We start from the raw sequence: 25,700 nt of genomic DNA on the forward strand, positions 1-25,700 counted from the left end.
ATTGACGATCTTCTGAATGCACAGGAGAAACCTTGACCCGGCGACACTATCGACTTCCGTCCCTGACGGCGCTTGCGGTTTTCGAGGCGGCGGCTCGCCATCTCAGTCTGAAGCACGCGGCCCAGGAGTTGAACGTGACTCCCGGCGCGGTAAGCCACCAGATCAAAGCGCTGGAAGCGGAAATCGGCATTGCACTGTTTTTGCGGGTCCACCGCGGCGTTGTCCTCACGCCGGAAGGCGAGGAACTCTACGCCACGCTCGCCACCTCGTTCAGCCGCACGGCAGCGGTGATCGAGCGGATACGCGCCCCGGACTCGGACCGCGCCATAACAATTGGAGCCTCCACTGCGGTCGCCAGCTTGTGGCTGATACCCCGTATTGCGCGGCTCTGGCAAAGGCATCCCGACATTCATATCAACCACCGGGTCTCCGATGTTGCAAGCGATCTCGAAGGCTCCGACGTCGATCTCGTAATCCGCTACGGTGACGGCAAATGGCAGGGAGCAACGGCGATAAAGCTGTTCGCCGACGTCATCGTGCCAGTGTGCGGTCGGGATTTTGCAAAACATCATCCGGTGCGCGATGCGGCGGACCTTGTCGACCTGCCGCTGCTGCAACTCCAGGCGATCGATGTCGGATGGATGAGCTGGAACGAGTGGTTCCGCCTGTGCGGGGTCAAGAAAAACGCACCTGTGAACAAGACTTTCAACAACTACACGATTGCGCTTCAGGCGGCTGAAGAAGGCGCTGGCGTTGTCCTGGGCTGGCGGCGTCTGATCCGCACCTATCTGGACGCCAACCGTCTTGTGCCGATCACCGACGCCAGCGTCGATGCGCCGAGCGCCTATTACCTGACCTGGAACAGCGACCGGACCTTGAGCGCGGCGGAAGAATTGACGCGCAATTGGCTTGTTGACGCCGCGTGAATACGTGAATTCTACTCACCCGATGTAAAATCGAATTCATATTGAAACCACGAGCAGGCGCGCGCAGACTGGAACCGTTCTCATTGCCTCGGGAGAGAGCCATGAACCACTTCCAGCAATTTTCGCTCGATCAGGTGACACAACCGGTTGAACAGGCGCGCGGGTTACTTAACGAACATTACACAGATCCCGTTCTCCACGAGGCCGAGAAGCAACATGTCTTCTTCGACAACTGGATGGCCCTGTGTTTCGGCAAGGACGCGCCCGAGCCGGGCGACGCGATGCCCATTGAGGCGCTTAGCCAGCCGCTTTTCGTCCTTCGCGGGCGCGACGGCGTCATAAGGGTCTTCCAGAATGTATGCCGCCACCGGGGCATGATTCTTGTGGACAAGAAGAAGCGCTTGCCCGGCGTCGTTCGCTGCCCCTATCATTCCTGGTGTTACGACCATTCAGGAGCGCTGCACACGACGCCGCATGTCGGAGGACCCGGTCACAACACCCATGACGCCATCGACAGAGCAAGCCTCGGACTGATCGAAATCCGCTCCCATGTCTGGCAGGATATCGTCTTCGTCAATATGTCCGGCGCCGCGCCATCTTTCACGGACTATGCGTCGAGCCTGATCAAACGCTGGAGCGAGTTCGAACAACCGTTCTGGTTCGGCGGCGAGGAAAGCGCTTTCGAGCTTGACGCGGCGACCAACTGGAAACTCGCCGTCGAAAATTACTGTGAGAGCTATCATTTGCCCTGGGTGCATCCTGGCCTGAACAGCTATTCGCGGCTCGAGGACCACTACAACATCATCGAGCCCGGCTGTTTTTCGGGGCAGGGGACGCTGGTTTATCGACCGATGCTCAGCAAGACGGGTGAGAAGTTCGACGATTTTGACGGGCTCGGCGAAAAATGGACCACCGGCGCGGAGTACGTGGCCCTGTATCCCAACGTATTGCTTGGCGTTCACCGAGATCAGACATTCGCGATCATCCTCGTGCCCACCTCGATGGAGCAGACGCTGGAGCGGGTCGCGATCTATTATGCTTCGCCGGCTATGCAGGACGCTTCGATGGCCGACATGCGGCGGCGAAACGCGGAGCTCTGGAAAGGTGTTTTTGAAGAGGATATTTTCGTCGTGGAGGGCATGCAGAAGGGCAGGCATGCGATGAAGTTCGATGGCGGGCGCTTCTCTCCTGTCATGGACGGCCCGACCCATGCGTTTCACCACTGGGTGGCGTCCCAGTTCAAGCGGGCGCTGTGAGCGCGAACGCCATCGAGCGGATCGACGCGGAACTGCTCGCCGCGCATGAACGTAGCGACGGGCAAGCGCTTGCCTGGCTCTACGAAGCAGCCGCCGCCTTCAAGGACGAACAGGGCGATGTCGACGCCGCCTGTTTCTTTCTGACCCAGGCCTATGTTTTTGCGCTTGAAGCGGGGCTCGATCAATCGGCGGCGTTGAGAGAACGGCTGATTGCCAACGGCCGCGAGGAGACGCCTAGCGGGCAGATTGCGGAAGCACGAATCGCGCGCCAACCGGCGGCGTAACGCCAACCTGCAAACGGCATCCGAAAACCTCCTGAAGAAGGTCGTCGCGCAGGACCTCATCCGGCGGTCCAAAGCCCATGCATCGTCCCCTATGCATGATCACGACGCGGTCGGAATACATGGCTGTGAGATTGAGGTCGTGCAGTATCGCCAGCACTCCGCCGCCTCTGCTGGCGAAGTCGACGGCGATATCCATGATCGCCAGCTGGTGACGGATATCGAGGCTGGAAATCGGTTCATCCAGAAACAGGTAGCGGGGCTCGCCGTCCGCCACGGGTTCCCAGACCTGGCACAAAACGCGCGCAAGCTGGACGCGCTGCTGCTCGCCGCCTGACAATTCCTGATAGAAACGCCCGGCGAAACCGTCGAGGTCAACCCGCCGCAAGGCTTCTTCCGAGAGTTCGTCTGCATCACGGTCGGAGGCGCCCGAATAGCCGGAGGTCAGGCCTATGCGGACAACCTCGCGGACCGTGAACGGAAACGAGAGGTGTGAAATCTGTGGCAGAACGGCGCGGACGGACGCCATTTCCCAGGCTTTCATGCGATTGATGTCGCGGCCTGCAATGCGCGCCGCGCCGGAATAGGCGAGATCGCCGGACAACGCCTTCAGCGCTGTCGTCTTGCCACTGCCGTTTGGCCCGATGATCGTCGTCACACTACCAGGTTCGACCTGGAACGAGACGCCTGCAACGATTTCCTTGGGGCCGATTTTGACGCCGAGATTTTCTGTTTCGATCATTTGAGCGTCCGCGTTACATGTCCAGCATGCCGCGACGGCTGAGCAGGATCCACAGGAAGAAGGGCGCCCCAACTGCGGCGGTGACAATGCCGATGGGCAGTTCCGCGGGCGCAACGATGACGCGCGCGACGGCGTCTGCCAGCAACAACAGGCTCGCGCCCAGCAACGCGGAGGCCGGCAACAGATAGCGATGATCCGGGCCGATCGACAGGCGCAGCAGATGCGGCACCACAATGCCGACGAAACCGATGCCGCCGCTGACTGCCACCGAGGCTCCCGTAGCGGCGGCGACAAGCACAATAGCCAGACGCTTGAATTTCTGCACCGATATGCCGATGTGATGCGCCGTCGCCTCTCCAAGCGTCAGGGCGTTCAGCGCGCGGGCGAGAAACGGGCTTGCCATCAGGGCGGCTGCGATAATCGGCCCGGCCGACATAATCTTGGTCCAGGTCGCGCCGGCAAGTGAACCGAGACCCCAGAAGGTCAGGTCGCGCAGTTGCTGATCATCAGCCATAAACACAAGAATGCCGGTGAACGCGCCTGCAAGCGCACCGAGCGCAATGCCTGCGAGAAGCATCGTCGCGACCGAAGTGCGTCCCTGACGGGTCGAGATATGGTAGAGCAGAAAGGTCGTCGCGAGACCGCCGCCAAAAGCTGCGACCGGCAGCGCGTAAATGCCGAAAAGACCGACCACCGGCGCGAAAATCGTGCTCCCTAAAACAATCATGCAGATCGCGCCGAGACCGGCGCCGGCAGACACTCCGACGATGCCTGGATCGGCGAGCGGATTGCGAAACAGCCCCTGCATTGTCGCGCCGCTGACGGCGAGGCTCGCTCCGATCAGGACGCCCAGAACCATGCGCGGCAGGCGGATGTCGTAGATGATGATCGCGTCGCGAGCGCTAAGCGCCGTTTCGTCTCCGGAGAACACGCCGAACCAGCTTCTGATTATCGACAGGACGGAGGCGTCCGATGCTCCCGTCGCGAGACTGAATGCAGCGGTGACCACCAGCAGCAGGAACAGAAAAAGGAGAGCCATCCGCGCCCTGCCGGCGCGGTCGCCTTCCGTGGCCCGACCGGTGTCGAAGCGCGTCGCGCGGGCCGTCTGCAGCAGCATCAGTCTGCGTTCTGCAAGGCGGTGGAAAGTTCTTCGATGGCCGATGCTGTCCGCGGCCCGAAGCCGAGCAGGTAGCCTCCGCTCATGCGAACGACGCTGTTGCTTTCGGCTGCGGGTGATCCGGCAAGCGCCGGATGGGCGAACAGTTGGCCGTTGTCGGCGGCGTGGTTGCCGCTGCGATCCATCATGAGGATCACCTCAGGCGCGGCCTCTATCACGGCTTCGTCGCTGACCTGCTTGTAGCCTTCCACGCCGGAAAGGGCGTTGGCGCCGCCGGCCATTTCTATGATTGCTGCGGCGCCGGTGCCGTCGCCGGCCGCCATGATGCGGCCGCCCTGCATGCTGAGAATGAAGAGAACCCGCTTGCGGTCGCGCGGTTCCGCTGCTCTGCTTTCGGCCGAAGCGACATCCACCTCGACAGCCTTTGCGAGATCGGCGGCCTTGTCTTCAGCCCCTACAGCCGCGCCGACAGCCTTGATCTTGTTGACGATACCTTCGCGGCTGTAGCCTTCGGGGATCATCACGATCGGAACGCTGGCCTTTTTCAGGACATCGAGCGACTCGGGTGGTCCGGAGCCTTCAAGCGCCACGATCTTCTTCGGATTGACGGAAAGCACGCCCTCCGGCGACAGCGCGCGGATGTAACCGACATCCGGCAATTCGCTAGCCTCTGGCGGGAACATGCTGGTCGTGTCCCTGGCGACCAGCTGATCCTGCTCGCCGAGCGCATATATGATTTCGGTCACCGAGCCGCCGATCGCGACGACGCCGCCCTTTTGATCTTGTGCTGCGACAGGACCGGTGAGTGAAGCCGTCAGTCCGATCGCCAGAACCGTCCCGCGCGCGAATGTCTGCAAAGTCATGTATGTCTCCAAACCGTGTGTGGTTGGCCTGTCTGATGAGGCTCAAAGACGTGGCAGGTTCTCGACAAGGAACCGCCAGTCGTTGCGTTCGGATTCGCCCCGGTGTCGCAGGCCGAAGAATTGAATGATCAGATTTTCATTTCCGTCATAGGCCTCGATCGACGTGACATGGCCGTCTCCGGTGGGCTTGCGCAGCGCCCAGAGCTCTTTGACGTGGTCAAGCCTCAGATGCAGATGAAAGGTCGGATCGAGGACATTGATCCAGGGCCCCATCTCCTTGATCTCAACCATCGACCCCGAATGAATCTGGGTAACGCCGGAACTGGCGACGAAACACATGACAGGCGTTTGCTCGCTCGCGGCAAGCTTCATCATCGCAGCAAGGGCGTCGTTGTCGAGACGCCAGCCGAATTCGTCCGTTATATGCAGGAGGGCAGCGTGTCGGTTCAATCCGAATTCGCGCAGCAACGCATTGAATTCATGAACGTTCGACAGGGCTGCCCAGCTGTCTCGAAACCGGACAACGTCTGCATCGCTCAACGCCGGCGATGGAACGGGCGCAGGTTTTGGAGCGATCTCGACGGACGGCGACTGATCTTCGCTAGTCAGCTTTGCAACCAGCCTCTGGTAGGCGTCGATATTCGAGTCTGGCCGCAGATGCACCTTGTGCACAGCGTCGCCGCAGGCGTCAAAAATCTGGATGCTGCGCGAAATCTTGTCCCCGGCCTGCTTTTCCACGGCGAATCCATGGAACCAGGCTTGCGATCTGATTCTCAGATCGATCATCTCGCCGACAATGATAACGCCGCGTTCGCTGACCTTGACGCCATCATAGACCCCGATTTTTTCGTGAACTGCGCTGTCGTTGCGGGTCAGAGCCATGACCTCGCCGAGGGCTTCCAGTCCGGTCAGCAGGTCGGCGACGCGCGGTTCGATCCGGGTCGCGGTCATCCCGCACCATGCTGCGACATAAACTGCTTCGGATATGCCGAGCATCGCCGCAAGATCTCGCTCGCGTATTTTGGGATTGTCTTCCCGCGCCCGGCGAATATCGGCGGGCGTGAGATTGCCCGGTTCAACCAGGCTGGAAACGGCGCTGCTCGTCATTGTGCATGACCTATTTGTTGAGAATCAGTTTGCCCTGGCGCGTGATGCGCAGGCGGTAGATGAATTCGCCGTGCCTGATGCAAAGCTCTCTGGCGCCTTTGAATAGATCGCGGCTGTTGAGAACCCGCATTCCGCCTTCTTCCGTCGTTGCGTTGTCCTGGCGGTTTTCCGTCTCTTCGGATGTCATCATGTCAGTCCGGTCTCTTTTGCCATTCATGTCATTGCAAACCGGCGCCTGGCGGCAAAGGTGTTGCATTTCGGTAACTTGATTAGAAAAATCAACTTAGCTGTGAATGCAATAGTGGAAAGTGATTGTCAAGTTATATCGACGTCCCTAGGGTGCGCCACGTTATCCAGTCAGGCCTTCGATCGAAGGCAGTCCGCAAGCAAGCTCTCCGGCCAGCCAGCAAGTAATCAGTATGGAGAGGTATATGGCTTTGGGGACTCTGGAACATTTCAGAAAAATAGTGTTGGGCAGTGCGGCGCTGGCGGTTCTGTCGGGCTCCGGATTCGCGTGGGCGCAGGACGCTTCAACGACGACGGAAGAAGAGACGGTCGATGACACACAACAGGTCATCGTCGAAGAAACGACCGGCGGCATGACCGCCTTGCAGCGGATCGTCGTCGGCGCCGGCGTCGAGAAGGTCGCTATCGACACGCCGCAATCGGTAACGGTCGTCAATCAGCAAGACCTCGACAATCTGCAGGCGACGGAAATCACCGACATCGCCGACAATGTCGTGGGCCTTAATGCGACAGGCGGCACCGGAGCGCTCGGTCAGGCCTTCAACATTCGTGGTATCGGCGCGCCTGAGTCGGGCGGAGAGGAAGGGCGCATCATCATCAATGTCGATGGCGTCAGCAAATATTTCGAGCAATACCGCATGGGCGGTCTGTTTACCGACCCGGAGCTCTACAAGCAGGTTGAAGTTCTTCGTGGTCCCGCGTCATCGACCTTGTACGGGGCCGGCGCACTGGGCGGCGTCATCAACTTCGTGACGAAGGACGCTTCGGACTTCATTGGCGAGGACCAGAACACGGTTCTTCGTCTGAAAGGCTCCTACGAGACGAATGGCGGCGATTATCTCGGTCAGGCGATCCTTGCGCATCGCTTCAATGAGCACGCCGAAATCCTGCTGATGGGCAACTACCGCAGTACCGGCGACTACGAGACAGGAGACGGAATGGAAGTCGAGGGTCTCGAGGTCGCAGCGCCCAATGGGCTTGCCAAGGGAACGTTCACCTTCGGCGAGAACATGGAGCAGAAACTGCGGATCTCGTATCAGCAATATACCGGCGGTGCTACCGACCAGGCCTATTCGCAGACATTCGATCAGCCGGCCTTTGGCGACATCGACGAACGAATCATCACCGACAAGACCGCGATCATCGCCTACGAGAATGTCGCCAGTGATAATCCCTGGCTGGATCTGAACATCCAGTTCTCCTACTCCGACATCACCAACGAACAGTCGATGGATGGTGGCAGCGATCTCTTCAACTCGACATTCGGATATGAGTCGTTCCAGTTCAATATCGACAATACATTTGAATATATCGGCGAGAATTTCGAGAATTACCTGACGATCGGCTCCCAGACGATCAAGCAGGAGCGCACCCGTGACGGTTCCGATTCCGGCACCCATCCGGAAGGAACCGATTTCACCACCGGCTTCTACGCCCAAAACGAATTCATTTGGAACGAAAAGCTGACCGTCATTACCGGCGCCCGCGTCGACTATCGCGAATTGACGCCAGCGATCAACGACGTGCAGCCCTTCGGCGTGCCCGATTACGACAACTGGGCCTTCTCTCCGAAGATCGCGGCGCTCTACAAGTTCAACGAGAATTTCGGCGTCTTCGGGTCGATCGCACAAACGCAGCGTATCCCGACCTTGGACGAGGTGTATGACACAATTGGCCCGGATCCGTTCGATCCGCAGCATATCGGCCTCGGTGTCGAGAATTCTCTCAACTACGAAGCCGGTTTCGCGATTTCGAAATACGATCTCCTGCAGGCCGGCGATTCCTTCCAGCTCAAGACTACCGGCTTCTACAACGATATTCAGGACTTGATCACGGACAATGGACGTGACGCGTTTCCACGGTACGAAAATATCGATGAGGCCGAAATCTATGGCGTGGAAGTGGAACTCTCCTACACCTCGGATCTCTTCTACTCGAACGCGGGCTATTCGCTCGTTCGCGGCAACAATTTGACCACGGACGGTTATCTCAACGACGTTGCGCCGGATGAATTCTTCTTCACGATAGGCAAAAGCATGCCCGAATATGGTATCGACTTCGGATGGACGAGCCGTTTCGTGGCCGCCCAGGATGAAGTTGACACCCGTGATCCGTCCGAAGCGTTCAACGTCCACGACATCTATCTCAACTGGATACCCCAGGATGGACCGATGCTGGGTTGGGAAGCCCGCTTCCGGGTCGACAACATTTTCAATGAGCAGTACCAGGAATATCTGGAAGGCTTCCCGAGCAAGGGGCGGACCTTCAAGGTTTCGCTCGTCAAGCAGTTCGGCTGGTAGGCTGTCGAAAGCGGTATCCGTGGCCTTATCGGCCACGGATCGCGCCAAGCGTTTGAAGTACTGGTGACGAGCGGCTTGCAGACGGAATTATTAAGGATTCTTCCTTGACCCGAAATTGTAAACGTGATGAATAATGGACGAAAATTGTCATGTTTTACGTGGCAAACTGACGGTTGCATCAACAGTTCTGCGGTCTGAAATCACCATGAGAAATCATATCTTCCAGAAATTTCTGGCGCCTCTTGCGTCGGCTGTCATGTTGGCGACTGCGGCTCTACCTGCGGGCGCTCAAGACGCGGCGGACGACACCAAAATCACTCTTGAACTCAACAACCTTTCACCGAGCGAAGTGGGATGCCTTGTCACTTTCATGGTGAGAAACAGTCTCGACGCTGCCCTTGATCAACTGGCCTATGAGGTAGTTCTTTTCAACGGAAAGGGACTTGTGGACCGCATGATCGTGCTCGACTTCAGTCCCCTCGTGCAAAACAAGACACGGGTTCGCCAGTTCGATCTGGACGGGATTTCCTGTCCTGACGTATCGCGGGTGCTGATCAATGACGCCGCGTCCTGCGCGGGCCAGGACGTCGCAGACGGAACCTGTATTCGGGCGCTCGAAACGACGACCCGTACCGAAATAGAATTCGGTAGCTGACCCAGGGGCGTAGACGCCTCGCAGAATGACCATAAAGAGTTGAAAGGGCGGGCGGATCACCGAAGCGTGGCGCCCGCATTAAGCAATGACAGATTTCTCCAGCTTGTTTAATGAGCTGTTCGCGACGGCCTCGTCGCTGGTTGAACTGGGCGGTCCGGTTGTCGCGATATTGCTGGGGCTGTCAGTAATTGCGCTGGCGCTGATCATCCTCAAATTTGTGCAGTTCTTCCATTCCGGAGTCGGATCGCGGAAGAACGCCCGCACTGCATTGCATCTTTGGACCCACGGTAAATCCGAAGAAGCCCTTTCCCTTCTCAGAAATGACAAATCAGCCGTCGCGGCTGTGATGCTGACAGCGATGCGGCTGGGCGCGGATCGGCGCATCTCGAAATCCGTGATCGAAGAAGAAGTTGGGCGCATTGCGCTTTCGCGCCTCTATGACTTGCAGCGCGGGTTTCGCGCGCTCGACGCGATCGCACAGATAGCTCCGCTGCTCGGGCTCTTCGGCACTGTTCTCGGCATGATCGAGGCATTCCAGACGTTGCAGAGCGCCGGCAACGCCGTCGATCCCTCGATTTTGGCCGGCGGCATCTGGGTGGCGCTGCTGACGACGGCGGCCGGTCTTGCGGTCGCAATGCCGGTATCCTTGATTCTGACATGGTTCGAAAGCCGGGTGGAGAACGAGCGTGTCGCGATTGAGACGATGGCCACCCAACTAATGGCGGAACAGCAGATCAGGGTAGCCAGCCTGGAGGACGAATCCATCGTCGATTTTTCCGGACGGCAGAGCCATGCAGTTTAGCAGGGTTGCAGTCAAGAGACGCGGACTGTCCCTGACATCGCTTATCGATGTTATCTTCCTCCTGCTGCTTTTTTTCATGCTGTCATCGACATTCACGCGCTTCTCTGAGGTTGACATCGTTGCGGGACGGGCCGGCCAGCAGGTCTCCACGTCTAAAATGCCCGATGTTTTCATCAGGCTTGGCAAAGACAATTCCTGGAAGGTGAACGGGGCGGAGCTTCCGCAGGAAGTTGCCGTGACGGAACTACAGCGTCTCGAGCAGGCAGGCGCGAAGACAGCTGTCATCGTCGTGCGGGAGGACGTCACATCCCAGGAACTCGTCGATGCGCTGGAACTCCTGGCCAAGAATTTGAAACTGAACGTCTCGGTGGCAGGGTAACCCGATGCTGACATTGCCGCGACCAGCCGAAAAGCCTCAGAAAGAGAACACGATCGCGCTGATCAATATCGTGTTTCTCATGCTGATCTTTTTCCTGATCGCGGGCACGCTTGCTCCGCCTATGGAGGACATCGATCTGATCGAGACGTCCGATTCACGACCTGTGGAACCGCCGCGCGCCCTGTTCATTACCGCAGAGGCGGAACTCATTTATGAGGGCAAGACGATCACAGTCGAGAATTATGTGGCCAGGCTGAAAGATACGGGCGCCGCTGTGGATGAAACCGGCCTGCACGCCCAAATCGCCGCCGATAGCACGCTGCCGGCAATCCAACTTATCGATGCGATCGATCGTCTTCGCGCTGCCGGGGCCGGCAAGATAACCGTGATTACGGAAAGGAAGATGAATTGACATTGCGCTGGTGGCATTTTGCTCTGGCTCTTGTGGTGTCGCTGGCGATTCACGGCATGGTGGATATCGCCATGCAGGACAATGATGAACCGATCCTCGAAGCTGGTGTGAGCAATGCCGCCATGGTGTTCGTGAGCGATGTCCAGTTTGATGCTCTGGCGGAAGGCGAGGAGGTGGAGGAGGTCGTCGAGGAGACATCAGAGCAGGCTGTCAAACAAAACCCGCAGCCAGTGCAGTCCGCCAAGGTTGCTCCTGTTGCAACGGCCAATACCGCGCGGCCTGTTGAAAGCGTTGCCCCCATCACCCTGTCTCAAACGGCGCCGTCGCCGGCCCAGGCGCGTACAATAGCAATTCCGCAAAGTGAAACCGCATCGCCGCTGCTTGCCGCAAGCGAGGTGGACAACGAGACGGCGCCGGCCGAACTAGCGGAACAGATTGCTCAAACCGAGTCGCCGCGCCCCGATGCGGTGGAAACTGCTCGCCTGCAATCGGATGACGCCAGCACTCTGCAAGATCCGGAAAAACCCGCGGAAGTGACCGAAAAGCCCGCCGAGGAGATGACCCCGCCACCGGAGACCCGGAAGGTGGAAGCCGAGACGACGGAACGTCAGCAGGAACGCGCTGATACCGAGGCTGTCGAACCAACGGCGCCTGTGAAGCCAGTTGAACAGAAAAACCCGGTTGAACAGGGACAAAAAGAGACTGCAGAGCAATCACAGCAAAAGGCGCCTGATGAAGCCGTCGAGTCGCTCCAGGCGAAAATTGTGGATCAGCAAAATTCCGTGAAGCCGGTGGAGGTCGCCAGCGTCGATCCTGTTGAGCGCGCCGCGCCGGAAGTACTTCAGCCGGAGCGCAGCGAGACGCATGAAAACGTCACTGAGATTCCGGTGCCGAGGGAGATGCCAGAAGAAATCAAGCAGCGCCGCCAGGAAATTGCTGCTGCGGCTGCCGCGCGTCCGGATCCTCCTAAGAAGGTGACAAAGCCGACTCGCAAGAAGAGCGGGAAAAGCGGACAGAACAGCGCGAACGCCCGCAAGGGGCAAAAGGTGACGGGCGAGGACCGCGCAGGTAAGAATCTGGGACCGTCAGGCAATGCGGCGATCGCCAATTATGCGGGTAAGGTGCGCCGGAAGATCATGCGCAGCGTCAGAACGCCTCGCAATCTTTCTCGCCGATCTGTCGTCACGGTGCGCTTCAGCGTCACATCCAGCGGCGGTCTGGCGTCTGTCAGAGTCGTCCGTGGATCGGGATCCAGCCAAATCGACGCGCGCGCGCTCGATGCGGTCAGGCGGGCTGCGCCGTTCCCGAAATTCCCACCCGGGACCAATCGCAACAGTTGGCAATTTACGGTCCCGCTTGAGTTCAGACCCCGTTGAGTACGTATCCAGGGAGTAGTGTTGATGTACGTTGTAATGAATCGATTCAAGGTAAAGACAGGTTCCGAGGAAGCATTCGAAGACGTCTGGCGAAATCGCGAAAGCAGGCTTGACGAACTGGAGGGGTTCATCGAATTCCAGTTGCTTCGCGGACCTGTCAACGAGGAGGGCGGCTACACGCTGTTCGCTTCTCATACACTGTGGGAGAGTCGGGACAACTTCGTCGCCTGGACAAAATCCGAACAGTTCCGCCGATCGCACGCCAACGCCGGCCAGACCAGAGTGTCCTATCTGGGCCACCCGGAACTCGAGACATTTGAGACAGTTGAAGGCACATGGCTGAAATCTGAGCTAGCAGGCGCCAAGGCGTAAATTGATTGGCAAAGACGAATACACCTCATGCGGGTTTGGGCCGTGATTCCACCCGGCATGCGGGATCGGGCATTCTGCAGGCCTTGGTAACGAAAATTTCAACAGGTTTTTTCGGCGAAAATCGGTGAGATAAAACCGCGCGATTTAAGACAAGTATATAATATTATTGAGGTTTTTACTCTAGATTTCGACGCCGCGGAGCCTATGATAACCTGCTTTTTCAGGTTCAGATTCATAAAACTCGGATTGCGCTGGAGGCATACGCCGCAAGTTTGAAATCAATTTAGAATTAGAATTATTCTAAACTATTGTTTTTACAGAATAATTTGACATTTGTTATTGACAATTCTTTGCGCGCTTATCATTTTTCTTTGCGAAGGCGAGGCTAGGGTTTTATTGCCTGACCCAGCAGAAATGTACGAACGAGTATGATTACCTGTCACTGCAACATCATTACTGAACGTGAAATCGAAGAGACGGTTTGGCGACTTCTCGACGAAGATTGCTGGCAATTGATCGTTCCGATCAAGGTTTACCATGCTCTCGAGAAGCGCGGTAAGTGTTGCCGGTGCTTCCCCAATGTGGTTGATATCATCATCCGGACGACCGAGCAGTATCACGCGCACGCCCAGAACAGCGGCGCGGATCTGATTGTGTTCCGGGAGAAACTGATCAGATTGCGCAATCACTATTTGGGAGAATTCAATGCAGGGCCACGAAAAGGTAATCGAGCGGCTTAACGAGGCGCTGTTCCTCGAACTCGGCGCCGTCAATCAGTATTGGCTGCATTATCGACTCTGCGACGACTGGGGCTTCAAGAAGCTCGCAAAGAAAGAGCGCGAAGAATCCATTGAAGAGATGAACCACGCCGATCGATTGATCGATCGCATCATCTTCCTGGAAGGACATCCCAATCTTCAGAACGTTGCGCCATTGCGCATCGGTCAGAACGTGAAGGAAGTTCTGGAAGCGGATCTGGCGGGCGAGTATGACGCCCGCGCCGCCTACAAGGAATCTCGCGAGATCTGCAGGGAACTCGGCGACTACGTTTCGATGGCTCTTTTCGAGGAACTGCTGACGGACGAGGAAGGACATATCGATTTTCTGGAAACCCAGATCGATCTGTATGAATCCATCGGAGAAAAGAACTACGGTTTGCTGAATGCGCAGTCTGCGGAGGATGCGGACTGATCCCACGGGAACAAACCGAAACAAAAAACCGGCTCCCAGGGAAGCCGGTTTTTTAATGTCCGTATTTCAGCAGCCTAGAAAAGCTTGTATTTCAAACCAACGCGGAAAGTGTGGTCAGTGGGACTGACCTCGACCAGTCCGCCGCTCCCGAAATCTTCGGATTCGTACCAGGTGTAACGGTATTCGAGGAAGCCGGTCAGCCGATCATTGAAGGCGGCTTCAAGGCCGGTGCCGAGCGTAGCGCCGCTTGCGCCCCAATCATAGGACAACACGTTGGGCGTGGTGCTGAGATCGAAGTGCTGGTAGCTGTAACCACCGATCACGTAGGCGAGGGTCGAGGGCGAGCCAAACGTGTAGCCGAGGCGCAGCATTGCATCGAAGCCGTAGTCGGCGTCTACCGAACCGCTGAAGCCCGCGACGCCGGCGTCAGAGGAGATGCTTGTATAGCGTGCGCCGAGGACCACACCGGCGACGACATTGTTTGCAAACTGGTAGTCGTACCCAAGCGTGACATCGCCCAACACGCCCTGGCCGGCAAGACTGTCAAGCGAAGCGGCTCCGCCCAGAACCGAGGTGTCGTGATTGAGCACGCCGCCGCCGAAGGCCGCGCCGATTTTTACGCCGCTCCAGTCAAATTCGACCGGCGTCATTGCGGGACCTGTATAGCCGCCGTTGAAGCGGTAGACCAGGGACGTGTGGAACGTGTGCATGGACGTATCGACGTTCAGCAACGGCCCCATGGGGCTGTACGTGCCATACTGGTTGTAGCGGTACTCGGACTTTATCGTGAACTTGTTGTTCAGGACGGTCTCGACACCGACGCCAACGACCCAGCCGTTGCTGTCCCAGTCGGCTGACAGGACGCTGGGGCTGCTGGACAGGTCGAAGTGCTGCCAGCTGTATCCGCCAAGGACATAGGCGAGCGTGCCCGGGGTGACGGCGTATCCGAGACGGGCCAGCGCGTCAAAACCGTAATCGGCGGTTGCTTCTGCGCTAAAGCCAAGAGCGGGAACGTCGAGCTTGGGACCGGAGTAGCCGTAGCGGGCCGTGCCGAAAACGCCGAGAACCATTCGGTTCTGGAACATGTAGTCGTAACCGACGGTCGCTTCACCGAAAACGCCCCAGCCGCCGATGCCGTTCAGGCTGGCGTTGCCGAGCACCGGGCTGCCGAGTTCCGCAACGCTGTTGGAGGTGCCGCCGCCGAGACCAACGTAGAACCCTGTCCAGTTGTACATGTTGACGCCGACAGGCGCCGGCTCGACAACCGGAACGACGAGGTCTGCTGCATAGGCCGAACTTGTTAGTGCGAGCGCTGCGGCGAAACCTGCCAGTGTTCTTTTCATCTATCCCACTCCTTCAAAGGAAATAAATAATCTGTCTCCCCATTTACTCTCAAACAATTAACGTTGGAACAACCATTTGTTGCTGCTTTGCAACAGAGCCGAGCAAAGCCGCATCAATCTCGAATCTGTCTATGATTATTCGTGGTTAACAAATTATCAAATGCGATTTCCCACTAATGAGAAACCGGCGCCGCTTGCCGCGTTTCGGCTCTCCAGAACTTGATCCGGCGCTTGCCAGAGACCTGACCGCAAGCTAGTTAGGCGGCAGGGACGGGAAACAAGCGGACACGATATGCGGCTCGATCGTTCATGGCCTATCATCATTATTGGCTATTTCGCAGCGCAGGTTCTGCTGCGCACTCTGATAGGCGGCGCACTGGGTCTGGACGAGGCGCAGGCTATTCTTGATTCGCGGGAATACGCCTGGGGTTACGGACCGCAGCCGCCTCTATTCAATTGGCTGCAGCACACGGTCTTTCTTGTCATCGGGGAAAGCGTCTTTTCGCTGTCGCTTCTCAAGAACGCCCTTTTGTGCCTGACCTATCTCAGCCTCTACGCGCTGCTGCGCACGACCTTCGACCGGACCCAGGCGGGCCTTGCGACGATTTCGCTCTTGTTGCTGCCTCAAATCGCCTGGGAAAGTCAGCGCGCGCTGACTCATTCCGTCATGGCGACGACATCGGTGATGGTGACGGCGCTTATATTCTGGTTTCTCAATGAGCGGCGCAGTCTTCTTTGGTACGTCCTGTTCGGGCTTGCCGTTGGGCTGGGGTGCCTGTCGAAGTTCAACTATGTGATGATTCCGGTGGCGCTGCTGTTCGCCGGCCTCTCTTTGCCGGAAATGCGTGCGACCGTCGCCAATTGGCGGCTGGCCGTCAGCGGTCTCGTCGCCGCGCTGGTTCTCCTCAAACCGGCTGCATGGATGCTTGCAAACCGCGATCTGGCGCTCTCGTCCACCCGGAAATTTGATATCGAGCAGGATCACGGGGTGCTTTCGACCGCTCTTTCCGGAGTATCGGAATATTTTCTGGCGACGGCTCTGTTCCTGATTCTGGCCCTGGTCGTGCTTGGCCTGCTGCGTCTGCGATACGGGGTACGGCCGGAAGGTGATGCGGCTGAGCCGACGCTCTTGCTGAAGCTTCTCGTCAGAATGGTCATTATCGCTGCGGCGCTGACGCTCGCCCTGGTGCTGTTTTCCGGCGTAACCAACGTGAAGGATCGCTGGCTGCAGCCGGTCCTTGTGCTTGCAGCGCCGGCTCTTGTGTTGTGGACGCTACCCAGATTGAAAGCTCTTGGACACATCCGCCTGGCGCAGATCGTCGCCGTGTTGGCCCTCGTTGTGCTCGTGGCGCTGCCGGTGAACATGCTTTACGGGACGCCGCGCAAGCCCTCCTATAGCGCTGCTCCGATCGCGGCCTTGACGGAGCGGATCGCAGAAGAATACCCGCAGGCGCGCTTCGTCTATTCCTACAATGGCTGGCTTGCCGGCAACATCGCCTATGAGCAGCCTGGATGGACGGTTCTTACGCCCGACCGCATTCCGCGCGGTTTCGAACTGCCCGACGAATTCGTTCTTGTCTGGAGCCCGGAAAACAGTCCTTTTGCGGGTGCGACGGCGAGGGCGTTCAACGAACAGTTCAAAGACGTATACGCGCCTGGCGACAAGACGTCCTTTTCGGCTGCCTACCGTTTCCGCGGCGACGCGCGTCCGTTTACCGCGGCGTTTGTCCGGGCCGGGATGTCAAATCAGCAATAGCCTTTTTCAGGCTGCTGAACCAGCCGGGGAACTGTGATCGACCTTTTCTCCGAACACCGAGTAAAGGTTGTGCCGGCCCGTATTCTCGAAGTCGCGCTCTCCGCACAGCGCCATGGTGATGTCGAGTTCCTTCTTCAGGATGTCGTACATCTTGTGGACACCCTCCTTGCCGAAAGCGCCGAGCCCATAGAGGTACGGGCGTCCGACATAGGTGGCTTTCGCGCCAAGGCATTTCGCCTTCAATATGTCCTGGCCGGAACGGATGCCGCCATCAAAATGCACTTCGATCCTGTCGCCGACGGCCTCCACAATTTCCGGAAGGACCCGGATGGAAGACGCGGCGCCGTCGAGTTGGCGTCCTCCGTGGTTGGAGACGATTATGGCTTCCGCGCCCGTATCGACCGCCATCCTGGCGTCTTGCGGGTCGAGAATGCCTTTCAGGATGAGCGGCCCGCCCCAATAATCCTTGATCCATTTGACATCGTCCCATGACAGCTTCGGGTCGAACTGCTCGGCGGTCCAGCTGTGCAGGGCGGACAAGTCGGAGACGCCCTGGGCGTGGCCGACTATGTTGCGGAAAGTGCGTCTGTTTGTTTTCGCCATGGCTGCGACCCAGTAGGGCGAGGTCGCCATGTGCCAAAGATGCTTGGGCGTCAGCCGCGGAGGCGCGGTCAATTCGTTGCGCAGGTCCTTGTGGCGCTGCCCCAGGATCTGCAGGTCGAGGGTCAGCACAAGGGCGGAACAACCGGCGGCCCGCGCACGATCGATAAGACTCCGGGCGAAGTCCCTGTCGCGCATGACATAAAGCTGGAACCAGAACGGCGCCTTGGTGTGTTCGGCGACATCCTCGATTGAACATATGCTCATCGTTGACAGCGTGAAGGGGATACCCAACTCCTCCGCCGCCTTGGCCGCCAGGATTTCGCCATCGGCCCGTTGCATGCCGCACAGACCTGTCGGGGCAAGCGCGATCGGAAGCGAAACGTCGCGGCCGATCATTTTCGTCGCTACCGAGCGGTTCGTCATGTCGACAGCGACGCGTTGCCGTAGCTTGATCTCCCGGAAATCGGCTTCATTCGCCGCGTAGGTGCTTTCTGTCCAGGATCCGGAATCCGCATAGTCGAAAAACAGCTTGGGGACGCGCCGCCGCGCGATTCGCTTGAGATCGGCGATTTCGAGGACAGGACTCATTTAGTGTCTCCAGAGAGGGTGGCGATGGCGCCGGCAGGTCGCGCCATCATAGTCACGCAGAGCGTTGTTACAAGCGGAAGCGGCCGGTAAATCAAATGCGCAACATATGCTGCGAACACAATGATTCGATTGCGCTTAGCGTTAAAGGATCACGAAGCCTTTGACACTGTCGTCGCCTGGAATTTTGACATGAGATAGGGGCCGGACAGCACCGGCGCGTATTTCGCTTCTCCGTCCTCTGCGCGGCAGGATTCCAGACACTCGATCGACGCCGCCCAGTTGGGCTGGTGGAAGAATGCAAAGGATTGCCTGCGATCCATGCCGCCTTCCTCCGGCGGCGGATTGACGACGCGGTGCAGCGTCGAGACCCAACGGTCGTTTGTCCATCGCGCCATGAGGTCGCCGATATTGATGACAAAGGCGCCCGGCACCGGCGGCACGGCGATCCAGACGCCCTCCGGAGACAGGATCTCGAGACCCCGCGAGCCCGCCTGCGGCAGCAGTATAGTCAGACTGCCGTAGTCAGTATGGGCGCCGGCGCGAAGCTGGCCGGCTTCCGGAGCCTTGGTCTGTTCCGGATAGTTGAGCGCCCGTAGGGCGCTTATCGGTTCATCGATGAAGGATTCGAAGAAGTCGTCCGGCAGATTCAGCGCTACGGCGAACACCTTCATGATGCGAGACGCCAGATCCTCCATCGACCGGTAATAGGTCTTCCAGGCGTCCACGAAGCCATCAGGTTCGCCAGGCCAGATCGTGTCTGCGTAACAGAAGGACAAGGCGTCGGGATCGGAAACATCCGCTGGCGTCGCGAGCGGTCCGCCATTGAAACTTTCTTTCAGGTCCGGCGGCGTGTCGTCTCCGCGCGATTTGGCGAGCGCCTCCTTTTCCGGTCCCAGATAGCCATATGGATAGCCGTCATAGGGTGCGCGCGCCTGTTGTTTCACCTCGGCGGGAAGGTCGAAGAATTCATGCGCCTTGCCCCACGCTGCGTCGATGATTTCCTGCGGGACGCCATGATTGCCGACGGCCAGAAATCCGGTCTCACTGCAAATCCGGTCCACATCCTCGCCAAGCGTCTTTCTCGTTTGCGGATCCGCTGTCTCGAAGGCTGCAAGATCGAATACGGGAAAGGCTTTGGACATCAGGCGCTCCAGTCTGGAAAATTCGATCGAAAGCGTGATCATACGCTCCAGTGCCTGTCAATAGACAGACCGAGCGTTGCACGGGGCTGGCGAGATTTACATCACGGGATTGTTACCATATAGAACAATTAGCAACGATGCGCGGGGGTAGTCGTGAATCAAACGGACGTTAATGCGGGCGAGGAAGATTCTGACGGGGAAATCGGCCAGGCCGATCTCCTTGGACTGATCGGCTACAACATGAAGCGCGCCTACATGTTGTTCTATCAGGATCTGAAGCAGAACCTCGCCGAATTCGAATTGCGCCAGCGGACGTTTTCCGTTCTGTCTCTGGTAATCGAAAACCCGAATATCAGCCAGATCGAGGTGGCGCGCACGCTCGGCATCGAACGGTCGGGAACGGTCGTCATAGTGGATGAGCTGGAGGAGCGCGGACTCGTCGTGCGGGAGAGAGCGCCTGGCGACCGCCGCGCCTATGCGTTGGCGGCGACTGATGCGGGAAAGGCGCTCTACCGAAAGGCCATCAAGAGGATCGCCGATCATGAAGACCGGATCCTGTCGGACCTGAGTCAGAACGACAGGAAGGCATTGATGGCGCTGCTGCGCCGGATTCACATGGTGGATAAGGGAGGAAATCAGGGTGAGGATTGATTCAAGTACAAAGGCCATTGTCTCGGGCGGCGCTTCGGGACTGGGCGAGGCGGTTGCGCGCAACCTCGCCGGTAGCGGCGCCAAGGTCTGCCTTTTCGACCTCAACGAAGAGAAGGGGAAGGCGCTGGGCGCGGAAATCAGCGGCGAATTCATCAAGGTCGACGTCAGCGACGTTGAAAGCGTGGAAGCGGGATTCAAGGCGGCGCGGGCCGCCCAGGGGCAGGAAAACATATTCGTCAATTGCGCTGGTATCGGCGGAGCGATGAAGACGGTCTCCAAGGGGCAGCCTCACGATTTTTCGCTCTATGAGAAGGTCATACGCATAAATCTGATGGGGACGTTTCTTTGCGCCTCGCGGGCGGCCGCCGGCATGGCCGAAGCAGAGCCGTTGAACGAGGACGGAGAGCGCGGCGTTATCATCAACACCGCTTCAGTCGCCGCCTATGACGGGCAGATAGGGCAGGTCGCCTATTCCTCGTCCAAGGGCGGCATTGTCGGCATGACGCTGCCGATGGCGCGCGATCTTGCAGCTTCTGGCGTCCGGGTCATGACGATTGCGCCTGGCATCTTCCTGACGCCGCTTCTGGCGGGTCTGTCGGACGAAGTTCAGGCGTCGCTTGGCGCGCAGGTTCCGTTTCCTTCGCGCCTGGGTCTGCCGGTGGAATATGCGATGCTCGCGCGATCGATCATCGAGAATTCGATGCTGAACGGCGAGGTTATCCGGCTGGACGGCGCCATTCGCATGGCGCCGCGCTGACGCATACCAGGAAAGCGTCGAACGTGCGTTTTAGCGTTCGCAAGTGGATCGAAACCAGCGCCAAAACGAAAGCCTTGAAGCTGTCGAGATCGACCGTCCGGTTCCCATCGGAAACGGAATATTAGTTCTATCACCGAACTGTTTCAATGTAGACAGTACGGGACTTCCCGTGGCAATATCGGGATGGAGTTGTGGTCACAGACCATTATGGGAGGATAATGTTGCAACCGGAAAAGCCGCGTCGGTCGTTTACGCCATGGAAGCCCGAATTCAGGATCGAGGAACGAAGCGACGGCTCTATACTCATGGAGCAGACGGAGCCGCTGGATTCATATCCCGAGAAGATGACGGATTGTCTCCTGCGATGGGCTGAAGAGCAACCGGACAGGACATACCTTGCGCGTCGCGTGAAAGGCGGCGACTGGCGGAAAATCAACTACCGCGATGCACTGGCGGCTGTCCGTTCCATCGGCAGCTACCTGCTGTCGATTGGCCTTGACGCATCACGGCCGGTTCTCATTCTGTCCGAAAACAGCATAGAACACGCGCTGATGGCGCTGGGCGCGCAATATGTCGGCATTCCGTCGGCGGCTGTCTCGCCGGCCTATTCCCTGATTTCCAGTGACCACGGCAAGCTTTCGGATCTCGTCGCCAATCTTCAGCCTGGCCTTGTCTTTGCCGACGACGGCGAAAAATTCGCAGCCGCCATCAAGGCGATCCTCAAACCCGGAATGCATCTTGTTGTCTGCGAACCGGGGCCGTCTGGCGGCGATAGCGTGCTTTTTGACGACGTCCTTAAGACAGAGGCGTCACAAGAAGCCGAAGACGCCTGTCGCGCCGTCAATGCTGACACCGTCGCCAAATATCTCTTCACCTCCGGCTCCACCGGCAGTCCGAAGGGAGTCATCAACACGCAACGGATGATGACCTCAAATCAGGTGATGGTCGCCGATTGCTATACGTTTCTGAGAGAATGGCCGCCGGTTGTCGTCGACTGGGCGCCCTGGAACCATACAGCCAGCGGCAACAAGGTTTTCAACATGATCCTGTATCACGGGGGCACCTTCTACATCGACGACGGCAAGCCCACGCCTGTCGGCATTCAGGAAACGATCCGGAACCTTAAGGAAATCTCGCCGTCATGGTACTTCAATGTTCCGGTCGGCTACGACATGCTCGCCAAGGCTTTTGAAGCGGACGATGCGCTTTGCGCCAGTTTCTTCCGTGATCTGAGCATGATGATGTATGCGGGCGCCGGAATGGCCCAGCACACCTGGGACAAGCTAAAGCAACTTGCGAGAAAGACGACCGGTCACGACGTGTTGCTGGCCGCCGGACTGGGCGCAACCGAGACCGCGCCTTTCGCGCTCATGTGCATGGAGGCGCAGGAATCCGCCGGCAATATCGGCGTTCCTTCCCGCGGACTTGTCTTGAAGCTCGTTCCCAACGAGGACAAGCTGGAAGCGCGTCTCAAAGGGCCGTCCATAACACCGGGCTATCTCAATGACCTGGAACAGACAAAGAAGGCCTTCGACGAGGAAGGTTTCTATTGTCTTGGCGACGCGTTGCGTCCGGCCGATCCCGAAAATTTTACCAAGGGCTTCTTCTTCGACGGGCGGATTGCGGAAAACTTCAAGCTGTCGACCGGAACCTGGGTGGCTGTCGGCGCTCTCCGGGCGGGCTTTATCGATCATTTCTCCGGGCTGGTGAAGGACGTGGTCATCGTCGGCGAAAACCGCCATTACCTTGCAGCGCTCGCCATTCCCCATGAACAGCATGTCCGGGAGCTTGCTTCCGACCATTTCGAGGGCAAAAGCCTTGCGGAAGTTCTCGACAGCGATATCGCGCGCGCTGCGTTTCAGGAAAAGCTGACTGGCCTCGCGAAATCCGCGACAGGCTCCTCAACGCGCATCATGAGCATGATTGCTATGGCCGATCCGCCGGACCTCGACAAGGGCGAACTGACGGACAAGGGATCGATCAACCAGCGTGCGGTTCTGCGCAACCGACCGGAGCTTGTTGACGCGCTTTATGATGGACGGCCGGACGTGATTGAAGCCTGAGCGTGCTCGTCGGCTGTCAATACATGAGCCAGACGAGACCCAGTGTGATAGCCGGAAAGGCCGCGAGAATGGCCACCCGAACGATGTCGGTGATAACGAAAGGAAGAACGCCGCGGAAGGTCTGACCGATCGGGATCTCTGGCGCCATGCCGTTGATGACGAACAGGTTCATGCCCACCGGCGGCGTGATCAGCCCGACCTCGACGACGATCAGCACAAGAATGCCGAACCACAAACCGAAATCGTCCGGCGAGAGGCCGAAATCGAGCGCGATCATGATCGGGAAGAAGATCGGCACTGTCAGCAGAACCATGGACAGGCTGTCCATGACGCAGCCGAAGACGAGATAGAGCACAAGTACAAGAAACAGCACAAGCCAGGGGCTGAAGCTCTGCTCGGCGACAAAGGCCGCCATCTCCTGGGGTAGTTGCGTCAGCGCCAGGAAACTGTTGAAGAAGCCGGCGCCCAGTATGATCAGGAAGATCATGGCCGTGGTGTTGGCCGTCGACAAAATCGCTTCCTTAAGCTTGCTGAAGGTCATGCCGCCGGCCAGGACGGCGACGACGCCCGTGCCTGCGGCGCCAACCGCAGCGGCTTCCGTCGGCGTGAATATGCCAGCGTAGATGCCGCCCACCACCAGCAGGAATATCAGCATGACCGGCCAGACCGGAATCAGCGACTTCAACCGATCACCGTAGGGCAGCCTCTCCCGAAGCTGTCCGGAATCCTTGCTTAAATGCGCGTAGATTGAAATGGCGATCATATAGCTGATCGCGGCCAAAATGCCCGGTATGAAGGCTGCCGCGAATAGTTTCGCGATATTCTGTTCCGTCAGAATGGCGTAGATGACCAGAATGACGGAGGGTGGAATGAGGATGCCAAGCGTGCCGCCTGCCGCCAGCGCACCGGTCGCAAGTGGTCCTGAATAGCCGTATTTGCGCAGTTCGGGCAAGGCGACCTGTCCCATGGTGGCGGCTGTTGCCAGCGATGAGCCGCAGATGGCGCCGAAACCGGCGCAGGCTCCGACAGCGGCCATGGCGACGCCGCCCCGTTTGTGCCCCAGCCAGTTTTCAGCGGCTTTGAAGAGCGCAGCCGACATGCCGCCGAGGGTCGCGAACTGCCCCATCAGCAAAAACAGCGGAATAATGGAAAAGGAATAGCTGGAGAAGGTGCCGTAGGTAGTGTGCTTGAGTTGCGAAAACACCATGCCCGTGGAGCCTGTCACCAGATAGTTGCCCCCGAAGCCGACGACGAGCATCGCGATGGCGATCGGGATACGCAGGAATATCAAGGCGAGCAGAACGGGGAACGACCAGAGCCCGATTTCGAAATTCGTCATGGCTGGCGCTCCGCGGGATCGAAAAGCGTTCTGAGCAGGCAGTAGGCGGAAACAACAACGAAGACCACGGCTCCCACAAGCCCTGCGGCGTAGGCGATCCATACCGGGAACTGCAGGATGAACGTGGTTTCCAGATAGCTCTTCTTGTCGAGCATGCCGAGCCAAAGTCGCCAGGCGATCAGGAACGCGACGATCAGCATCAACAGGTTGGCGACGAAGTCGATGAACCGGTTGAACGCATCGCCGAAGACTGGCTTGAACAGATCGACGCGGGCGTGGCCGCTCTTGAACTGACACCACGGCAGGAAGCAGAACACCGCGAAGCCGACGCCGATCTCGACCAGTTCGAAATCCCCCGGAACCGGTCCCAGGCCGACGCCGATCATGGCGCGGCCGGCGATGCTGACACACGCCATCAAGACAACGGCGATCAGCACCAGACCGCCCGCGAGCGCCGTGTATCTGGCGAGAAAGTCGACGACTGTGTCCAAGGTGCGGTGCATGCGTTCGTCGTGATCCTGTTAATCAACTACCGGAATACGAATTGTGGCGGACTATGACCAGAGGTTACGGACCGTAGCAAGTGTTGATTGCGGCATATTCGGCGGAAACGCGGAGCGGACGTTGTCGGCTATCGGAATACCGGCGCGCGTTTTTCCAGAAACGCCTTCAGACCTTCCTCGGCGTCCGATCCTGTCTGGGACAGCGCGGCGCTCAAACTTTCGACGAACAGGCCGTCAGCCCTGCTCATGTCGTTGATGCGGCTGATGGCGTTGATCATGAAATAATTGGACAGCGATGCGTTTTTCGCGATCTTGCCGGCGAGTTCCACGGCTTTTTCCAGCGCCTTGCCTTCTTCGGCGAGGTAGTGGCTGAGGCCCAGGTCGAGCCCTTCTTCCGCATTGTACTTGCGGCCGGTGAGCATCATTTCGGTCATCCGGTCGGCGCCGAGTATCCGGCCGACGCGCACGGTCGCGCCGCCGCCGACAAAGATGCCGCGCCGACCTTCCGGCAACTGGTAGATCGTCGATGGTTCGGCAATACGCACATGGGTGGATGTGGCGAGTTCCAGACCACCGCCAATTACGGCGCCGAACATTGCCGAGACGACCGGGAGACCTCCGGACTGGATGACGTCCATAACCCGATGCCAGTTTCGCGAGTGGTGGAGCGTATCTTCTGCGCTGCGCTGCACGTGCTCCGACAGATCGAGGCCCGAACAGTAATGACCATGGCTGCCGGTAAGAACGACCGCACGCACGCCCTCGGGCGGGTTGGAGAAAAAATCATCCAGTTTCTCAAGCAGGCCGTCGTTCATGGCGTTGCGTCGTTCCGGACGACACATTGTCAGTATGGCGGTCGGCCCGTCCTGTTCTATGGACAGGATATTCTGAGCTTCGCTTGCTTTCTGCATTTGTTGGTATTTCACTCCA

27 protein-coding genes are annotated in these 25,700 nt (G+C 58.4%); 16 read left to right on the forward strand and 11 right to left on the reverse strand.

The features are described from left to right. Positions 1-32: 32 nt before the first annotated feature. The 3 genes from AAFN47_RS14830 to AAFN47_RS14840 all read left to right on the forward strand — a co-directional run bounded on the left by AAFN47_RS14830 (position 33) and on the right by AAFN47_RS14840 (position 2,466). Entirely contained in the window at positions 33-926 is an 894-nt protein-coding gene (locus tag AAFN47_RS14830; RefSeq protein WP_499810022.1) for a LysR substrate-binding domain-containing protein, read from the forward strand. 101 nt (positions 927-1,027) lie between these two features. Then, complete coding sequence (locus AAFN47_RS14835; protein ID WP_499810023.1) at positions 1,028-2,182, forward strand: aromatic ring-hydroxylating oxygenase subunit alpha; 1,155 nt, start codon at positions 1,028-1,030, stop codon at positions 2,180-2,182. Further along, the gene (locus AAFN47_RS14840; RefSeq protein WP_499810024.1) at positions 2,179-2,466 is read left to right on the forward strand and encodes a hypothetical protein; all 288 of its coding nucleotides are present in this window, start codon (positions 2,179-2,181) and stop codon (positions 2,464-2,466) included. Before AAFN47_RS14835 ends, AAFN47_RS14840 begins: the two co-directional genes overlap by 4 nt. On the opposite strand, the gene AAFN47_RS14845 is transcribed toward AAFN47_RS14840, so the two are convergent. Genes AAFN47_RS14845 through hemP form a run of 5 tightly spaced genes read right to left on the reverse strand, consistent with a single transcriptional unit; the run spans position 2,417 to position 6,482 of the window. Next, positions 2,417-3,205, reverse strand: coding sequence for a heme ABC transporter ATP-binding protein (locus AAFN47_RS14845; protein ID WP_499810025.1), 789 nt, complete (start codon positions 3,203-3,205; stop codon positions 2,417-2,419). The genes AAFN47_RS14840 and AAFN47_RS14845 overlap by 50 nt on opposite strands. A gap of 13 nt (positions 3,206-3,218) precedes the next feature. Further along, a complete protein-coding gene (locus tag AAFN47_RS14850) occupies positions 3,219-4,322 on the reverse strand; it encodes a FecCD family ABC transporter permease (RefSeq protein WP_499810026.1) in 1,104 nt (367 codons plus the stop codon). Next, on the reverse strand, positions 4,322-5,185 hold the full coding sequence (locus AAFN47_RS14855; RefSeq protein ID WP_499810027.1) for a heme/hemin ABC transporter substrate-binding protein: 864 nt from the start codon (positions 5,183-5,185) through the stop codon (positions 4,322-4,324). Before AAFN47_RS14855 ends, AAFN47_RS14850 begins: the two co-directional genes overlap by 1 nt. Before the next feature lie 42 nt (positions 5,186-5,227). Next, entirely contained in the window at positions 5,228-6,292 is a 1,065-nt protein-coding gene (locus AAFN47_RS14860) for a hemin-degrading factor (protein ID WP_499810028.1), read from the reverse strand. Positions 6,293-6,302: 10 nt separating this feature from the next. After that, positions 6,303-6,482 carry a hemin uptake protein HemP gene (gene hemP / locus AAFN47_RS14865; RefSeq protein ID WP_499810029.1) on the reverse strand — a complete coding sequence of 60 codons (180 nt, stop codon included), beginning with the start codon at positions 6,480-6,482 and terminating at the stop codon, positions 6,303-6,305. Positions 6,483-6,723: 241 nt separating this feature from the next. Here hemP and AAFN47_RS14870 point away from each other — a divergent pair, with 241 nt between their 5' ends. From AAFN47_RS14870 to bfr, 9 genes are all read left to right on the forward strand, one after another. Next, a complete protein-coding gene (locus AAFN47_RS14870; RefSeq protein WP_499810030.1) occupies positions 6,724-8,838 on the forward strand; it encodes a TonB-dependent receptor domain-containing protein in 2,115 nt (704 codons plus the stop codon). 205 nt (positions 8,839-9,043) lie between these two features. Beyond that, positions 9,044-9,493, forward strand: coding sequence for a hypothetical protein (locus AAFN47_RS14875; protein ID WP_499810031.1), 450 nt, complete (start codon positions 9,044-9,046; stop codon positions 9,491-9,493). An 85-nt stretch (positions 9,494-9,578) separates the two neighbouring features. Continuing rightward, a complete protein-coding gene (locus tag AAFN47_RS14880; protein WP_499810032.1) occupies positions 9,579-10,295 on the forward strand; it encodes a MotA/TolQ/ExbB proton channel family protein in 717 nt (238 codons plus the stop codon). Continuing rightward, positions 10,285-10,674 (forward strand): ExbD/TolR family protein, encoded by a 390-nt coding sequence (locus tag AAFN47_RS14885; RefSeq protein ID WP_499810033.1) that lies wholly within the window; start codon positions 10,285-10,287, stop codon positions 10,672-10,674. The genes AAFN47_RS14880 and AAFN47_RS14885 overlap by 11 nt, the downstream gene beginning before the upstream one ends. 4 nt (positions 10,675-10,678) lie before the next feature. Continuing rightward, a complete protein-coding gene (locus tag AAFN47_RS14890) occupies positions 10,679-11,086 on the forward strand; it encodes an ExbD/TolR family protein (RefSeq protein WP_499810034.1) in 408 nt (135 codons plus the stop codon). 56 nt (positions 11,087-11,142) lie between these two features. Continuing rightward, positions 11,143-12,462, forward strand: a complete 1,320-nt coding sequence (gene tolA / locus AAFN47_RS14895) for a cell envelope integrity protein TolA (RefSeq protein WP_499810035.1) — start codon at positions 11,143-11,145, stop codon at positions 12,460-12,462. Positions 12,463-12,486: 24 nt separating this feature from the next. Beyond that, a complete protein-coding gene (gene hmuQ / locus AAFN47_RS14900; RefSeq protein WP_499810036.1) occupies positions 12,487-12,834 on the forward strand; it encodes a heme-degrading protein HmuQ in 348 nt (115 codons plus the stop codon). Between the two features lie 428 nt (positions 12,835-13,262). Next, positions 13,263-13,574 (forward strand): (2Fe-2S)-binding protein, encoded by a 312-nt coding sequence (locus tag AAFN47_RS14905; protein WP_258571260.1) that lies wholly within the window; start codon positions 13,263-13,265, stop codon positions 13,572-13,574. Then, the gene (gene bfr / locus AAFN47_RS14910) at positions 13,540-14,025 is read left to right on the forward strand and encodes a bacterioferritin (RefSeq protein WP_499810037.1); all 486 of its coding nucleotides are present in this window, start codon (positions 13,540-13,542) and stop codon (positions 14,023-14,025) included. Before AAFN47_RS14905 ends, bfr begins: the two co-directional genes overlap by 35 nt. A 74-nt stretch (positions 14,026-14,099) precedes the next feature. Here bfr and AAFN47_RS14915 read toward each other — a convergent pair whose 3' ends face one another. Continuing rightward, the gene (locus AAFN47_RS14915) at positions 14,100-15,368 is read right to left on the reverse strand and encodes an outer membrane protein (RefSeq protein WP_499810038.1); all 1,269 of its coding nucleotides are present in this window, start codon (positions 15,366-15,368) and stop codon (positions 14,100-14,102) included. 292 nt (positions 15,369-15,660) lie between these two features. Between AAFN47_RS14915 and AAFN47_RS14920 the strand changes: the two genes are divergently transcribed. Next, entirely contained in the window at positions 15,661-17,124 is a 1,464-nt protein-coding gene (locus AAFN47_RS14920; RefSeq protein WP_499810039.1) for an ArnT family glycosyltransferase, read from the forward strand. Between the two features lie 6 nt (positions 17,125-17,130). Here the strand turns inward: AAFN47_RS14920 and AAFN47_RS14925 are convergent, their stop codons facing one another. Beyond that, complete coding sequence (locus AAFN47_RS14925; protein WP_499810040.1) at positions 17,131-18,315, reverse strand: alpha-hydroxy acid oxidase; 1,185 nt, start codon at positions 18,313-18,315, stop codon at positions 17,131-17,133. Positions 18,316-18,464: 149 nt separating this feature from the next. Further along, positions 18,465-19,499, reverse strand: a complete 1,035-nt coding sequence (locus AAFN47_RS14930; RefSeq protein ID WP_499810041.1) for an isopenicillin N synthase family dioxygenase — start codon at positions 19,497-19,499, stop codon at positions 18,465-18,467. Positions 19,500-19,610: 111 nt separating this feature from the next. On the opposite strand from AAFN47_RS14930, the gene AAFN47_RS14935 reads away from it, so the two are divergent. From AAFN47_RS14935 to AAFN47_RS14945, 3 genes are all read left to right on the forward strand, one after another. Further along, positions 19,611-20,108: a MarR family winged helix-turn-helix transcriptional regulator gene (locus tag AAFN47_RS14935; RefSeq protein ID WP_499810042.1), complete on the forward strand. Its 498-nt coding sequence runs from the start codon at positions 19,611-19,613 to the stop codon at positions 20,106-20,108. Next, a complete protein-coding gene (locus tag AAFN47_RS14940; protein WP_499810043.1) occupies positions 20,098-20,865 on the forward strand; it encodes an SDR family NAD(P)-dependent oxidoreductase in 768 nt (255 codons plus the stop codon). Before AAFN47_RS14935 ends, AAFN47_RS14940 begins: the two co-directional genes overlap by 11 nt. A gap of 218 nt (positions 20,866-21,083) precedes the next feature. Then, entirely contained in the window at positions 21,084-22,928 is a 1,845-nt protein-coding gene (locus AAFN47_RS14945; protein WP_499810044.1) for a feruloyl-CoA synthase, read from the forward strand. Positions 22,929-22,944: 16 nt separating this feature from the next. On the opposite strand, the gene AAFN47_RS14950 is transcribed toward AAFN47_RS14945, so the two are convergent. From AAFN47_RS14950 to AAFN47_RS14960, 3 genes are all read right to left on the reverse strand, one after another. After that, positions 22,945-24,267, reverse strand: a complete 1,323-nt coding sequence (locus tag AAFN47_RS14950; RefSeq protein WP_499810045.1) for a TRAP transporter large permease — start codon at positions 24,265-24,267, stop codon at positions 22,945-22,947. After that, a complete protein-coding gene (locus AAFN47_RS14955) occupies positions 24,264-24,770 on the reverse strand; it encodes a TRAP transporter small permease (RefSeq protein ID WP_499810046.1) in 507 nt (168 codons plus the stop codon). The genes AAFN47_RS14950 and AAFN47_RS14955 overlap by 4 nt, the downstream gene beginning before the upstream one ends. A gap of 128 nt (positions 24,771-24,898) precedes the next feature. Continuing rightward, positions 24,899-25,681 (reverse strand): crotonase/enoyl-CoA hydratase family protein, encoded by a 783-nt coding sequence (locus tag AAFN47_RS14960; RefSeq protein ID WP_499810047.1) that lies wholly within the window; start codon positions 25,679-25,681, stop codon positions 24,899-24,901. Positions 25,682-25,700: the final 19 nt, after the last annotated feature.

This window comes from Hoeflea sp. CAU 1731 (genome assembly GCF_039888615.1).
Lineage (GTDB): Bacteria > Pseudomonadota > Alphaproteobacteria > Rhizobiales > Rhizobiaceae > Flavimaribacter.